The following is a 14,118-nucleotide window of genomic DNA, read 5'->3' on the forward strand; positions in this document are numbered from 1 at the left end:
ACTTGACTTGGAATCAACACAGCGTTCAGAATAGATGACATTGCAACATCATATAGATGATTTAAATGACCTGCAAGGATAAGCAGTATTGGCTGGATAAAAGGCTCTCACATTGCCTAGAAATGATGAGCAAATAATTTAACGATGGAGAAGCAAAATGTTTAAAAAGGTAATTTTTAATAATTTACGTAATACATTGATTTCCCTTGGGATCTTGGCGAGTATTGCTGCACCACTGACTACTCAAGCTCAATCATGGCCAGATAAACCGGTTAAGCTCATCATTCCATTCGCACCTGGTGGAACGACCGATATTCTTGGGCGAATTCTGGCGCAACAAATGACAACCGTACTGGGTCAAAACGTCATCGTTGAAAATAAAGGTGGTGCCGGCGGCAATATTGGCGCAGAAATAGTAGCGAATGCGCCGCCAAATGGTTACACATTATTGCTAGCCTCCGGCAGTATGATGACTGTTAATCCGCATCTCTATCAGAAGTTACCTCTCAATTACATGACGGATTTGACCTACATAACGACTGTAGCTGGCGGCCCCATGTTGGTCTCTGTTAACCCAAATCTACCAGTCAATAATCTAAAAGAGTTAATTGCCCTAGCAAAAACCAAGCCACTGACTTTTGGTTCAGCTGGTATTGGCAGTCAAGTGCACATGGCTGGTGAAAATTTCAACTATGCAGCAGGTATTAATGCAACGCATGTGCCGTATAAAGGTGAAGCTCCAGCAATGAACGATTTAGTGTCTGGCCAAATTGACTTTATGGTTGGTAACCTTCCCGCAGCAGCTGGATTTGCAAAAGCTGGAAGAATTAAAGCGCTAGCAATAACGAGCAGCAAGCGTGTCACTCAACTACCAGAGGTACCAACAGTTTCTGAAGCAGCCATCCCTGGATTCGTTAATCTTGGCTGGTTTGCATTAGCAGCGCCATCTGGAACGCCTAAAGCAATCGTAGAAAAAATTTCTGCGGCAACCCAAAAAGCTTTGGAGTCAGATGCAATGCGCAAGAGTCTTGAGCTTAACGGTTTGACTGGCATTATTACTAGCCAAAAAGATCTGGAAGTACAGATTAAAAATGAGTCGGCCAATTGGGAAAAAGTGATTAAGGCGCGCAATATTAAGGCGCAATAATTGTTATTCGGTTGCCATTACACAATATCGTAATGGCAACTTTTAGAACTGCCTTAACACCAATAGTAGTCCTGAAAATAGCAAAATCAGCCCATATATGCGTTGGACACCTGCCATACTCATCTTAGAATGCATGCGAGTACCAAGCCACATGCCTAGACCCATAGGAAAAACTAAGGCGATAGCAAGACCAAATATGTTGGAACTCAAAAGCAAACCGGTCACAATCATAAAAATGAGTCTGAGGAAAGTCAGCATCAAAATAGCGAATGCCATAGTGGCTCTCACTACATGAGGATTTGCAATTCGCATTTGCAAATATGAAGCATAAATTGCGCCACCGGTAGCGAAGAGCGCTGTAAAAATTCCACCGGCTATCCCAAAAGGTAAAGCCCACCACTGATTAATTTTTTTATGCACATCAGATTTTCGAATCATGAGCACTCTTACCCCATTGAGGGTAGCAAAACATCCTAAGATCGCTAGTAGTGGTTCGCTTGGAGCGGAGAGTAATAATGTTATGCCGATCAGCATACCAAGCAAAGTGAAGGGTAGTATCCAGATTAGCTCGGCCTTATCCGCCTCCCCCGACAAACGTCGACCCAAATATAGCGATGCAACAATATCGATTAGCACCATCACTGGAACTATCGATTGAAGTGGATAGAATTGCGCCAAAATGGGTACAGCAACTAAGGATGCGCCGAAACCAGAAATTCCAAAAATAAAATAGGCAATGAAGATGGCCAATGAAGCCATCACAAGTGAAGTAGGTTCAATGAACTCAAAAATAATTAAGCCTCAACTAGGATCGTCTCACCTGGTTTGACTAAATTAAATAGTACTGGCCTATTTTCAATACGTAATTGATCTTGGTCTAACTTCACGGCAGTGAAATAGGAAGTTTCTAAATCCCCTGGTTTGGGAAAGTCCTCTCGATAATGAGCGCCTCGCGAGTTTTCACGGGCAATCGCAGCTTCGGTAACAGACTTGCTCACCAAGATAAGATTACGTAGGTTCATCCAATCTTGCCAAGTGAGGTTATAAGCACGCTGCAGGTCTCCAACACCCATCTGGTTAAGAGATTGTTCTAGTGCATCTAGTTTTACTTTAGCCCGAAGTAAACTTTCCTCAGTGCGAGAGATACCAACATCATTCCACATACAGTCTGCAAGTTGATCGCGAATGACCTCGATGTCGCCTGGTGCACGAAGTAAAGGAGCCTCATGTGCCTGAATACTAGCGGCAACCTCTTCCATATTGCATGGCGCTAAGGTTTGATTCGTCACCCACTTTGCCATCACATCACCGGCAATGCCCCCAAAAACTGTAGAGTTAGCAACCCCATTGCCACCTAAGCGGTTTGCGCCGTGAACACCACCTGTATCTTCACCTGCAGCAAAAAGGCCTGGTAGATCGGTGCTGCAATCTTTGCGGAATACCAAACCACCCATCATGTAATGGGCTGTTGGCACTACCTCTACTAGATCTTGAGCTAAATCAAAGCCACTATCTGCACAGCGCTCCACCATACCTTTGAATAATTTGCGGACGTTCTCAGGGCCTAAGTGACTCATCTGAATATAAACACCGCCATTAGGTGTGGAACGTCCTGCTCGAATTTCTGAATTAATAGACCGCGAAACAATATCACGCGTAGCACGCTCATTGCGTGAGTCGTAATTACCCATGAAACGCTCTTTATCGCCATTTAGTAAATATCCACCAGCACCGCGCAAGCCCTCCTCCAATACCGTGCCTGTCATGCGCGTACCTGGTCCAGCTAGTAGACCAGTAGGATGAAACTGCACCATCTCCATATCTCTAAGAACCAAGCCAGCACGCAGGGCCATGGCTAAGCCATCACAACTTTTATCACCCGATGGAGTGTGATACTTGTACATGGTTGGACCACCACCTGTTGCCAGCAGAACGGCTTTGGCTCTTACCAAGGAAAACTCACCCGTTTGCATATCAATCATCAGTACTCCAGCCAATGACTTGCCGTCAGCGCTATGAATTAACTCTATAGCGCGATATTCTTCTAAGCGATGAATGCCGCGAGCCCAGACTTGCTCAGCTAATCGATTGATAATTTCAATACCGGTTAAATCACCTTTATGCACCGTTCGATCAAATGTTTGACCTGCAAATGCTTTTTGATGAATAGTGCCGTCTGGATTACGATCAAAGAAGCAGCCTAACTCATTTTCAAGTTCACGAATACGCTCAACAGAAATGCTGGCTAATGTCCAAGCCAAATCCTGATCACATAACCATTTTCCACCCTCAATCGTATCCATAAAGTGCCGCTCAACCGAATCACCTTCTGCAAGTGCTACGTTGTACCCGCCCTGCACCATACGCGTACAGCCACACTTACCTAAAAGACCTTTGACAGCAATCGTAATATGTAAATTTGGATTTGTTTGATGGGCATGCAACGCAGCAAATAGTCCTGCACCGCCAGAACCTAAAATCAAAATATCAGTTTCTATAGTCTTCATATTAGTTGGTGCATTCATGATTCAATTCCTAGACTTTTTAATACATCCATCTTATTGCGAGCAACATCACTCTTCACTTCCTGATAAATACTCCCGCCATGACTATCCATCGCCACCAGCAATGGGCCAAAGTCCCGAATTTTAAAGCGCCATAAAGACTCTGGATTCAGATCATCCATATCAACGTCTTCAATTTGCTCAATCCAAGTAGTTTCCAAAGCAGCAGTACCCCCAATGATGGCCAAGTAAACGCCGCCCAACTCTGAAAAAGCGGCGGCTGAAGCTTCACGCATACCGCCCTTACCTACGATGATCCGAACACCATTTTGTGTCATGAGCGGTCGTGTAAAACGCTCCATACGATCTGAAGTGGTAGTGCCAATACAAATAGCTTGGTAGCCAGCAGGAAACTCGGTACTCGGTACTACCTTACGAACATTAGGAGCAGTATGAATAACCGCATGACCAGACAAGTCAAACTTCGTCTTGCGATCATGATCAAACATGTGTATCTGGGTCGCATCCCGAATACCAAATAAAGTATTTTGCAATGTCACCGTATCATTAATTTTTAGGCGACGGATATCGGCTTCACTAACCGGCATAGGGAGATCATAATGAGCCATTATTTTTTCCTAAAAACCATACTCAACACCACTAGGCGTCAATGTGGCACGCGCACGGCGCGCTGAATGGCACTGCATGTTGACTGCTACAGGGTTCATCGTAATGTGGGTGGCCGCCAGTTCAACATGTACTGCAAAGGCTGTCCCATCTCCACCTAAGCCTTGAGGTCCAATACCCAGGCGATTCACAGCCGCACTTAATTCTTTCTCCAGTTTGGCGCCCTCTTCATCTGTACATTGACTCCCAATTGGCCTAGTTGCAGCCCGCTTAGCCATAGCAACGCATTGATCTGATGTGCCGCCTACCCCAACCCCAACAATTGTAGGGGGGCAAGTTTTCCCGCCTGAAGCCACGACGCTTTCAATCACGAACGCCTTCACACCTAAGATTCCTTCCGCAGGAATCGCCATCTTTAGATAAGAATTATTTTCAGAGCCACTCCCCTTAGGAATCATTTCAATCTCAACTGATTCATCATCTGCACTAAAGTCCAAATGAATCGCTGGCATATCGATGCCGCAAGATGTGTGGTTGTTTTTACGCGTAATCGGATGGACTACCGAAGAGCGCAGTGGATACTCAGTAGTAGCCCGCTCACACCCTTTACGAATGGCAGCTTTCAGTGCCACTCCATCAAATTCAACATGACGACCAATTTTCACGTTATAGATTGGCAGCCCCGTATCCTGACAAAGCAAATTGTCTTCCCGCTCAGCTACTGCAATATTGGTCACCATGGTTTGCAAGACAACCTGAGCGCGTGCATCCGTTTCTGACTTATTCAAGCGGTCAATCCCTTGCTTTACATCATCGGGTAGTTTTTTAAGTGCACGAATATACAACTCTTTGCATACCTCTTCCACCAAATTCATCTGTAGTTGCATCTTGCCCCCGCTTAATCTGCTAATGCTAAAAATAACAGACCAGAAATGATCGAAATCACAATGGCTGCCTGAATCCAGCCTTTACGCAATCCTCGCCATGCGCCAAATTCAATCATCAACAAGCGCACACCCCCTATCAAATGGATGGTCAACAAGGTAACTAAACCCCACTCTCCAACTTTTACCATCCAAAAATCTGTTAGCTTTAAATGCCTATCCAATTCAGCTGCGCCAAATAATGATTGGGATAGCAGATAAAAGTGAATTGGTAAAAAGCAAGCCAATAGGAGTCCCGACACACGATGCGCCATGTAAATCAAATAAGATGAATGGGACTTAGCGCGGCGATCTAATGTGGGTCTATTACTCATTGCCCTACCCCGCCAGTGAACACCCCAATGACGGCAGTCGTTCCCAATACAAGAATGAGGCAAGCCAAGATCCATGGTAAGACAGTAAGCTTATCGGATTGCGGAAAATTTTCTCGCAGAATATTAGCGACCCCAATAGGGGCATGCACAAAACAAGCCAGTACAAATACTTCGTAAAAAATTGCAAACAGCCAGTTACCTTGGGTGCGACCTAGAATCTCGCCAGCAGTCAAGCCACCTCTAATTGCATAAAACATAATCAGTAAATGGACCGCCACGCACAACCCCAGCACCATCGCACTAATCCGTTGCGCATACCAAAGCTTGGCTTGTAAGACTGCAGTACTGCTCACTACTGAAGGCATTACTGCACTCACAACTTGCCCCACTTAGTACCTCGTACCGCAGCCCTAGCAACCAATTTTTTTAAGCCTGATATCCCTGCTGTAGGTGCTAATTGCTTAGGGCAACGCTCTGTACAGCTGCCATGCGTATGGCAAGTATGGCAACCTGCATCACCAGCAACCGCTCGCAATCGATCTAGCTGCTGCACATCGCGCACATCATTCGTCAAGGTCCAAGCGCGATTTAACGCTGCAGGACCTAAATAATTTGACCGACTCGCCACAACATCACACGAGGCATAGCACACTGCACAACCAATACACTCAATACCTGCATTGGCTAATTGACGCTCCTCAGAGTCAGGTCTTACCTTGGCAAAGTCATCGTAACGGGTTTGCTCACCCTGAAAAAAACCAACCGCTCCCTTCCACTTATTAAAGAACTCACGCATATCTGTAGCAAGATCTTTAATAACAGGTAGATTATTTAGGGGCGCGATCTCTAACGAGTCGCCCTCAACAATTTTCGCTACATGAGTTCGGCAGGTCCAGCGAGCAACGCCATTGACTGTCATAGCGCAGGAACCGCACATTCCAACACGACAGGCAAAACGATAGCTAAGGGTTGGATCGAGCTTTCTTTGTATAAAGGTCACGACATCCAATACTGTTTGATTGGAGTTGCGTGGCACTAGATACTCAACAAATTCACCTTGTTCAGTACCTCGCCAAACTTTGACTTTGAGGGTGGGTTCAGACATGAAAGGATTATATCCCTAGATAGTAAAGAATAAATCGAATATAATTTTCTTTCAGATAAAGTAATTATTTATAATTAAGAAGCCGATTTTGCCTATGTCAAGCATTAAAGTCCTTAAAAACTTCCTCGCAATCACACGCCATAAAAGCGTGGCCGCAGCTGCGAGGGAAATTGGGCTCACTGCTGCTGCTTTAGGCCAACAGATACAACAGCTCGAAAATGATATTGGATTAGAGCTATTTGATAGAACCAAACGTTCCCTGACATTAAATCGATATGGCCAAGACTTAATAGAGTCTATTACTGAAATCGTTGCCCACTATGAATCTTTGGGCTCAAGCTTTAAATCTGAACTCAGTGGCAGTATTGTGCTTGGGGCTCTCGTCTCAACGCTAATGGGGGCTTTTGGCCAAACTGTAAATGAACTCAAGCAACTCTATCCAGAACTCGATATCAAACTCATTGCTGGTCTTTCCAGTAACTTCTTGGATCAGGTCATCGATGGAAGTCTTGATGCCGCAATAGTGACTGAATCACCTTACGCGCTCCCTCAACATGTTCAATGGACAGAGTTATACACCGAACCTATGGTGTTAATTTATCCCAATCTAAAGAATAGAAATAAAAAGGTATCTGACTTGCGGCCTGAAAATCTACCGTTTATTCGATTTGAAAGAAACACATGGACGGGTCACTTGGTTGATCAAACTATTCGAGCTAATAAATTGATCATTAAAGAAGGCATGGAACTCAACTCAGTTGAGGCGATTATTGAACTTGTTAGACAAGGCCTTGGATATTCGATCGTGCCTAAATTAGCTAACATTGCTTGGTCGCAAGATCGCCAACTCATCATTCAAAATCTTCCTGGAAAAGCCATCTTTCGCAAGGTAGGTCTCTTAGAGCGTAAAAAACATAGTCGCCAAAATATTACTCAAGTGATCAAGCAACACTTTCCATCACAAACTGCCAAATAGGCTAAAGAAAAGCCACCCCGAGGGATGGCTTAAAGTAAGACTATGGAGGTAAAAAAATGAACTACATGCTTATGTTAGCCTGAAGTACATTTGATAACGAAGGTAAATGCGCTGATACCGTGCATGATGTTCATTATTGGTGCAAATAGGCTAGCAACAAACTTAGTTCACTTACAGGGATACCTTGCCTCAAAGAAGCGCATAAGAGTTTTGGCAGCACGCTCCTGATTAAATTGAGGATTACGCTGATTCCATACCAAAAACTCTTGCAGGATGGACTCTCTCGTGCCAGTAGCAGATGTAATACAAATTCCGGGCTTCAGTTTTGGATTACGACTAGCTAAATAGGCTTGATACACACCCTCTCCAAATCCAAAACAAAAGTTTTGTGCCGCTTCATCATTAAGGTCTTTACACAGTTCAACCAGTGCTTGAGTAGATGCATCATTTTTTGGCAAACTTGCTTGGGAAAATGCATTTGATTGCATCAACAGCACTGCGCTGATGGTGATTAAAGTAGCTCGGAATAAGTTCATCAATGTTCTCTCTAAATTAGCGCCTAAATCCACCCATGTGGCCGCCACCGAATCCACCGCGACTACCTCCACCACCATAACGACTATCACTGAAACGATCATTACGAGCCTGATCTCTCATAGCATTCTCTTGCGCAGCTTCACGGTAGGTATTCGGGTTACTACGATCCTGCTGCGCATCAGCACGCGCTTCTTGATTTAGACGATCAGCTTGAGTACGCTCTTGCGGTGTAGCATTTTTTTGAAACGCGTTATCCGCCCTTTGACCTGCAGATTTGGCATCTTGTCGATCTTGAGGGGTAGCGTTATTTTTCCAGTCACTCAACAAACGTTGTTGATTTTGGATACTACTTGGGCCAATTAAGCCTCTCGAAGATCGTACTGGTGAAGTGGTGTTATTAACATTAATCGTACCATTTGACCAACTCGGTGTTGCCCAGAAAGACTCCCCCACAGCCAAGCCTAAGCCAAAGGACATTGCGCCCCAGGCTGGATTATAAGCAGGATATGGTGGGTAATCTGAATAAGGCCATGCCCCATACACTACTGTTGGGTTGTAACTTGGGACATAGACGATCTGAGTATTAGCAGGGAAAATTAAGATATTCGAATTAGGATTTGTGCTCACAGTCATTTGCTGACTGGACTTTAAGGTGCCTGCCTGAATAGCGCGTTTGCGTAAAGCCTGTACCGCTTTCATAGTGTCTGCGGACTGTAATTTATAAGCGTTACCAAGATTTTGGGTCCACTGTAATTTACTTCCCATCATGTCAAAAGCTTGTGGAAAGGTCATCACTGATTTAACGCTATCGTTCCAAGACTGGGCCTTTAAAGCATCTTGAAGAGCAGGTCCACTTAAATTCATATTCCCTCTTCGCCAGTTGTATGCCTCAGCAACTTCAAGTGGGTATGTCGATGCCAATAGCATCAAAGACAGTAAAGAATCTGGATAAAGCGCTATTGGTGAAACCAATGACTGTAATTGCGCAGACGATATCAGCTGTGGCGCATCCCCATAAGCACTCTGTGTATAGCTTGGAGGAAATGCAGCACTTTGCGCATAGGGATCACCGTCATTAGCACAAGCGCTTAAGAGTAAGGCGCTTCCAATCACACTCCATACTGAATACCGACTTTTCATATACAAACCTTTTCGTATATTGACTACTGACTTACTTAGTGATTTTCTTTAGCGTGATTAATAGAGTATTTAGGTATTTCAATCACAATATCTTGCCGCGCTACGATTGCCTGACATGACAAGCGAGATTGTGGACTGAGCCCCCATGCACGATCAAGCATATCCTCTTCGTTCTCATCAGGAACATTCAGACTCTGAAAACCTTCTTTTATGATCACATGACAAGTCGTACAAGCACACACCATGTCACAAGCGTGTTCAATTGGAATGCTATTTTCTAATAAGGCTTCGCAGATCGAGGTTCCAGGAGCTACTTCAACAACAGCCCCTTCAGGACAATATTCACTATGAGGTAAAACAACGATTTGGGTCATGATTGGTTTCTATTAAATTTCTGCAACATTTTTACCTGCCAAAGCTTTTTGAATACTGGCATTCATCCGAATTTGTGCAAAGTCATCAGTCGCCTTCGCAGCATGATCTATCGCTTTTCGAAGAACTGCACTATCGGTTTCGTCATTTAGGACGGTTTGTAACAGTGCCATTTCTTGATCGATTACCTGTTGCTCATTTGTATCGAGCAGCCCACGATCATTAGCTAAGGCGGTTTGCACCGCATCTAGTAAACGCTGGGCATTGACCTGCTCTTCTCGTAAAGATCTACTGAGGAGATCCACCTTGGCGGATGCAAATCCATCTTGTAACATGCGAGCAATCTCAGCATCCGTCAACCCATAGGATGGTTTGATATCGATAGAGGCCTGAACGCCAGAGCCTTGCTCTGTTGCGCTCACTGAAAGCAATCCATCGGCATCTACCTGAAAGGTCACCCGAATTCGTGCAGCACCTGCTGCCATCGGTGGAATACCTCGCAACTCAAACCGACCTAAAGCGCGACAGTCTTGCACTAATTCGCGCTCGCCCTGCACCACCTGAAGAGCCAGTGCCGTTTGACCATCTTTAAAGGTTGTGAAATCCTGTGCCCGCGCAACGGGGATTGGCGTATTGCGTGGAATAATCTTTTCTACTAAACCGCCCATTGTTTCAATGCCAAGTGAGAGTGGAATAACATCCAATAAGAGCCACTCATCATCCTTACTTTGATTGCCAGCCAAAAGATCTGCTTGCATAGCAGCGCCCAAAGCAACTACCTGATCAGGGTTGAGATTATTCAAAGGCTTTGTACCAAATAACTCACCCACTGCACGTTGAACATGCGGCATACGGGTTGCGCCACCAACCATCACTACACCCTTGACCTCATCTGCTTTGAGACCAGCATCTCGCAAGGCTTTTTTGACAGCGACAATTGTCTTTTGAATGAGGTTCTGTGTGATCTCAAAAAATTGGGCTTGGCTAATTCCGACATTCACGATCGTGCCATCTGCCAATGTTTCATGGACACGGGCTAAGGGATTTTGGCTTAACTGCTCTTTTGCATGTTTACAAGACAGGAGCAATCTACGGTGATCCTGAGTAGATAGCGGCGGCAATTTAGACTGCTCAATCACCCAACAATAAAGACGATGATCAAAATCATCACCACCTAGCGCAGAGTCACCACCCGTAGACAGCACTTCAAATACGCCTCGACTCATCCGTAAAATAGAGATGTCGAAGGTACCACCACCGAGATCGTAAACTGCATAGATCCCTTCAGAGGCGTTATCGAGGCCATAAGCAATTGCTGCAGCCGTTGGCTCATTGAGTAAGCGCAATACCTCAATGCCAGCTAGCTGTGCCGCATCTTTAGTGGCCTGGCGTTGGGCATCATCAAAATAGGCGGGGACGGTAATGACCGCACCCACAATCTCATCATTGACTGAATCTTCAGCCAACTGTCTTAAGCGTGCAAGTATTTCTGCAGAGACTTCAATAGGACTCTTGTCACCAGCAACAGTTCGTATTTTCAACATGCCGGGCTGATCTACAAAATCATAGGGTGCACTTTCGATATTCTCCACATCTACGATACCGCGGCCCATAAATCGTTTTACAGAGGCAATCGTATTTTTAGGATCAGAGACAATACTTTCTAGAGCTTCAAATCCAGCCTGCGTTCTGCCGTTAGGCAAATAGCGCACTACCGAAGGCAATAGTTCGCGCCCCTCTACATCGGGGAGTACTTGAGGCAAAGCATCTCGTACTAGTGCTACTAATGAGTTTGTAGTGCCGAGATCAATACCTACTGCAATACGGCGCTGATGCGGCGCTAGCGATTTACCAGGTTCGGAGATTTGTAATAAAGCCATGAGGATGTGAGTGTAAAGTTATACCAATGCCGAGATAGCATCATCTAACTCAAGCGCAAATTTATCAATAAATAGTAAGCCGCGCAGTAATTCAGCGGCACGCTCATAGTTCTTCGCAACATCAATGGCTTGAGTCACCTCCAGAAGGATCTCTTTTTTGGATGCCTCCACTTCAAGCATCAAGGCCTCAAGTGCAGACAAATCTTCAGCCTGATCATCCAACTGTTCGCGCCAATCCATCTGCCGCATCAGAAATGCAGCCGGCATGGCGGTATTGGTCTCTAATTTGGCATCTACACCATGCAATCGGCAGAGATAGAGTCCACGCTGGATGGGGTTCTTGAGTGTTTGAAGAGCGGTGTTTGCGAAGGTTGCCATTTGCATGGCAAGCCGTTGATCGGTATCAGTACCGCGAGCATGTCGATCGGGATGCACTTCCTTTTGGATAGCTAGGTAAGCCCGATCCAAACCAGCTAAGTCAATATTGAAATGCTGTTCCAGTCCAAAGAAACGAAAGTAATCGTCAGACGCGGAAGGATTCGCCACAACCACACTCATCTTTTACGTTCGGGTTTGTGAACTTGAAGCCTTCGTTCAAACCTTCACGCACAAAATCTAATTCAGTACCATCTAAATAAGCTAAGCTCTTAGGATCAATAAATACCTGAATCCCATTGGACTCAAACATCGTATCTTCTGGAGCGGCGGCATCCACGTACTCCAGCTGATACGCCAAACCAGAACAGCCTGTAGTCCGAACGCCTAAACGTAAACCACAGCCCTTTCCACGCTTATCTAAATTGCGCTGAACGTGTTTTGCCGCTTTGTCAGTTAAGGTAATTGCCATGATGAGAACCTATTCTTTACTATTTTCTTACTGAGCAGGATGCTTCTCTTTGTAATCGGCAACCGCTGCCTTAATGGCATCTTCAGCCAATATAGAGCAATGAATTTTTACAGGCGGCAAAGCCAATTCTTCAGCAATCAAAGAGTTCTTAATCTCTAAAGCTTGATCTAAAGTTTTGCCTTTGACCCACTCGGTTACCAAAGAAGAGGAAGCAATTGCAGAGCCGCAACCATAGGTCTTGAACTTCGCATCTTCAATAATGCCTTGGTCATTCACACGAATCTGCAGCTTCATCACATCGCCGCACGCTGGTGCACCCACCATGCCGGTGCCAATGTTGTCATCAGCCTTGGAGAATGAACCCACGTTGCGGGGATTCTCATAATGATCGATTACTTTGTCGCTATATGCCATGATATTTCCTTATTCTCTGTTCGTTATTTCAATAAAGGCTTACTTAATGCGCTGCCCACTTAATAGTGCTGAGATCAATTCCGTCTTTAAACATTTCCCACAGTGGTGAGAGCTCGCGTAACTTTGCAATCTTCTCTTTCACCAGCTTGATCGTAAAATCTACTTCCTCTTCAGTTGTAAAGCGTCCCAAAGTAAAGCGAATGGAGCTATGGGCTAACTCATCATTACGGCCCAAGGCACGCAATACATAAGAAGGCTCTAAAGAGGCAGAGGTGCAGGCAGAGCCAGAGGAGATCGCCAAATCTTTGAGCGCCATCAACATCGATTCACCTTCAACGTAGTTAAAACTAATATTGAGGTTATGGGGAACCCGTTGATCCATATCGCCATTGACATACACTTCTTCAATATCTTTGAGGCCTGCCAATAAACGATCACGTAAAGCACGAATCCGTTTATTTTCTTCAGCCATTTCGATACGGGCAATTCGGAAAGCTTCGCCCATACCAACAATTTGATGTACTGCTAAGGTGCCGGAACGCATGCCGCGCTCATGACCGCCACCATGAATCTGAGATTCAAGTCGAATGCGTGGCTTACGACGCACAAACAATGCGCCCATCCCTTTAGGGCCATAAGTCTTGTGTGCAGAAAAGCTCATGAGGTCAACTTTGGTTTTTTCCAAGTCAATCTCCACCTTGCCAGTAGCCTGCGCTGCATCGACATGCAAAATCGCTCCGCGAGCACGGCATAATTCACCAATCGCAGGGATGTCTTGGACCACACCAATTTCATTATTGACGTACATGATCGAAACCAAAATAGTGCCGGGCTTCATCGCTGTCTCTAGTTGTGCAAAGTCAATCAAGCCATTAGGCAGCACATCTAAGTACGTCACCTCAAATCCTTCACGCTCTAGATCACGGCAAGTATCTAAGGTAGCCTTATGTTCAGTCTTCACGGTGATGATGTGATTGCCACGCTCTTTATAGAAATGGGCAGCGCCTTTCAAAGCCAAATTAATACTCTCTGTCGCGCCGCTCGTCCAAACAATTTCTCTGGGATCGGCATGCACTAATTGGGCTACTTCTGAACGCGCCCACTCAACAGCCTCTTCAGCAGCCCAGCCATAGGCATGACTCCGAGAAGCTGCATTACCAAACTGCTCACGCAGGTAAGGCATCATTTTGTCCACGGCACGTGGGTCAATTGGAGTCGTAGAGGAGTAATCCATATACACCGGAAAGTGTTTTGGACTAAACATAGGGATTGCTTGCTGAGGAATGTCTTGTGGTGCGTTCATAGTTTTCT

Annotated in this window: 17 protein-coding genes; 2 read left to right on the forward strand and 15 right to left on the reverse strand. The window is 45.2% G+C overall.

Features of this window, described 5'->3' with window-relative positions; translation table 11 throughout:
• Nucleotides 1-157: 157 nt before the first annotated feature.
• Nucleotides 158-1,147, forward strand: a complete 990-nt coding sequence (locus tag DCO16_RS07890) for a Bug family tripartite tricarboxylate transporter substrate binding protein (RefSeq protein WP_173943139.1) — start codon at nt 158-160, stop codon at nt 1,145-1,147.
• A 42-nt stretch (nt 1,148-1,189) separates the two neighbouring features.
• Here DCO16_RS07890 and DCO16_RS07895 read toward each other — a convergent pair whose 3' ends face one another.
• The 7 genes from DCO16_RS07895 to DCO16_RS07925 are packed head-to-tail and all read right to left on the reverse strand — an operon-like array spanning nt 1,190 to nt 6,641.
• A complete protein-coding gene (locus DCO16_RS07895) occupies nt 1,190-1,906 on the reverse strand; it encodes a sulfite exporter TauE/SafE family protein (RefSeq protein ID WP_173943140.1) in 717 nt (238 codons plus the stop codon).
• 35 nt (nt 1,907-1,941) lie between these two features.
• On the reverse strand, nt 1,942-3,672 hold the full coding sequence (locus tag DCO16_RS07900; RefSeq protein ID WP_254598022.1) for an L-aspartate oxidase: 1,731 nt from the start codon (nt 3,670-3,672) through the stop codon (nt 1,942-1,944).
• On the reverse strand, nt 3,669-4,280 hold the full coding sequence (locus tag DCO16_RS07905; protein ID WP_173943141.1) for a fumarate hydratase C-terminal domain-containing protein: 612 nt from the start codon (nt 4,278-4,280) through the stop codon (nt 3,669-3,671). The genes DCO16_RS07900 and DCO16_RS07905 overlap by 4 nt, the downstream gene beginning before the upstream one ends.
• A 9-nt stretch (nt 4,281-4,289) precedes the next feature.
• On the reverse strand, nt 4,290-5,165 hold the full coding sequence (locus DCO16_RS07910) for a fumarate hydratase (RefSeq protein ID WP_173943142.1): 876 nt from the start codon (nt 5,163-5,165) through the stop codon (nt 4,290-4,292).
• Between the two features lie 11 nt (nt 5,166-5,176).
• Nucleotides 5,177-5,536, reverse strand: coding sequence for a succinate dehydrogenase, cytochrome b556 subunit (gene sdhC, locus DCO16_RS07915; protein WP_173943143.1), 360 nt, complete (start codon nt 5,534-5,536; stop codon nt 5,177-5,179).
• Nucleotides 5,533-5,925, reverse strand: coding sequence for a succinate dehydrogenase (locus DCO16_RS07920; protein ID WP_254598023.1), 393 nt, complete (start codon nt 5,923-5,925; stop codon nt 5,533-5,535). The genes sdhC and DCO16_RS07920 overlap by 4 nt, the downstream gene beginning before the upstream one ends.
• Nucleotides 5,910-6,641, reverse strand: a complete 732-nt coding sequence (locus DCO16_RS07925; protein ID WP_173943144.1) for a succinate dehydrogenase/fumarate reductase iron-sulfur subunit — start codon at nt 6,639-6,641, stop codon at nt 5,910-5,912. The genes DCO16_RS07920 and DCO16_RS07925 overlap by 16 nt, the downstream gene beginning before the upstream one ends.
• A gap of 94 nt (nt 6,642-6,735) precedes the next feature.
• Here DCO16_RS07925 and DCO16_RS07930 point away from each other — a divergent pair, with 94 nt between their 5' ends.
• Nucleotides 6,736-7,617, forward strand: coding sequence for a LysR family transcriptional regulator (locus DCO16_RS07930; RefSeq protein WP_173943145.1), 882 nt, complete (start codon nt 6,736-6,738; stop codon nt 7,615-7,617).
• Nucleotides 7,618-7,784: 167 nt separating this feature from the next.
• Here the strand turns inward: DCO16_RS07930 and DCO16_RS07935 are convergent, their stop codons facing one another.
• The 8 genes from DCO16_RS07935 to DCO16_RS07970 are packed head-to-tail and all read right to left on the reverse strand — an operon-like array spanning nt 7,785 to nt 14,110.
• The gene (locus tag DCO16_RS07935; RefSeq protein WP_173943146.1) at nt 7,785-8,153 is read right to left on the reverse strand and encodes a Rap1a/Tai family immunity protein; all 369 of its coding nucleotides are present in this window, start codon (nt 8,151-8,153) and stop codon (nt 7,785-7,787) included.
• A 16-nt stretch (nt 8,154-8,169) separates the two neighbouring features.
• Nucleotides 8,170-9,294: a DUF3300 domain-containing protein gene (locus DCO16_RS07940; RefSeq protein WP_173943147.1), complete on the reverse strand. Its 1,125-nt coding sequence runs from the start codon at nt 9,292-9,294 to the stop codon at nt 8,170-8,172.
• A 35-nt stretch (nt 9,295-9,329) separates the two neighbouring features.
• On the reverse strand, nt 9,330-9,668 hold the full coding sequence (gene fdx, locus DCO16_RS07945; RefSeq protein WP_173943148.1) for an ISC system 2Fe-2S type ferredoxin: 339 nt from the start codon (nt 9,666-9,668) through the stop codon (nt 9,330-9,332).
• A 12-nt stretch (nt 9,669-9,680) separates the two neighbouring features.
• A complete protein-coding gene (hscA, locus tag DCO16_RS07950; RefSeq protein ID WP_173943149.1) occupies nt 9,681-11,546 on the reverse strand; it encodes a Fe-S protein assembly chaperone HscA in 1,866 nt (621 codons plus the stop codon).
• An 18-nt stretch (nt 11,547-11,564) separates the two neighbouring features.
• On the reverse strand, nt 11,565-12,104 hold the full coding sequence (hscB, locus tag DCO16_RS07955; RefSeq protein WP_173943150.1) for a Fe-S protein assembly co-chaperone HscB: 540 nt from the start codon (nt 12,102-12,104) through the stop codon (nt 11,565-11,567).
• Nucleotides 12,070-12,393, reverse strand: a complete 324-nt coding sequence (iscA, locus tag DCO16_RS07960; RefSeq protein WP_173943151.1) for an iron-sulfur cluster assembly protein IscA — start codon at nt 12,391-12,393, stop codon at nt 12,070-12,072. The genes hscB and iscA overlap by 35 nt, the downstream gene beginning before the upstream one ends.
• Before the next feature lie 27 nt (nt 12,394-12,420).
• Nucleotides 12,421-12,807 (reverse strand): Fe-S cluster assembly scaffold IscU, encoded by a 387-nt coding sequence (gene iscU / locus DCO16_RS07965; protein ID WP_173943152.1) that lies wholly within the window; start codon nt 12,805-12,807, stop codon nt 12,421-12,423.
• A gap of 43 nt (nt 12,808-12,850) precedes the next feature.
• On the reverse strand, nt 12,851-14,110 hold the full coding sequence (locus DCO16_RS07970; RefSeq protein WP_415836185.1) for an IscS subfamily cysteine desulfurase: 1,260 nt from the start codon (nt 14,108-14,110) through the stop codon (nt 12,851-12,853).
• Between the last annotated feature and the right edge of the window lie 8 nt (nt 14,111-14,118).

The sequence above is a fragment of the Polynucleobacter antarcticus genome (assembly GCF_013307245.1).
In the GTDB taxonomy this organism is placed as follows: Bacteria; Pseudomonadota; Gammaproteobacteria; order Burkholderiales; family Burkholderiaceae; genus Polynucleobacter; species Polynucleobacter antarcticus.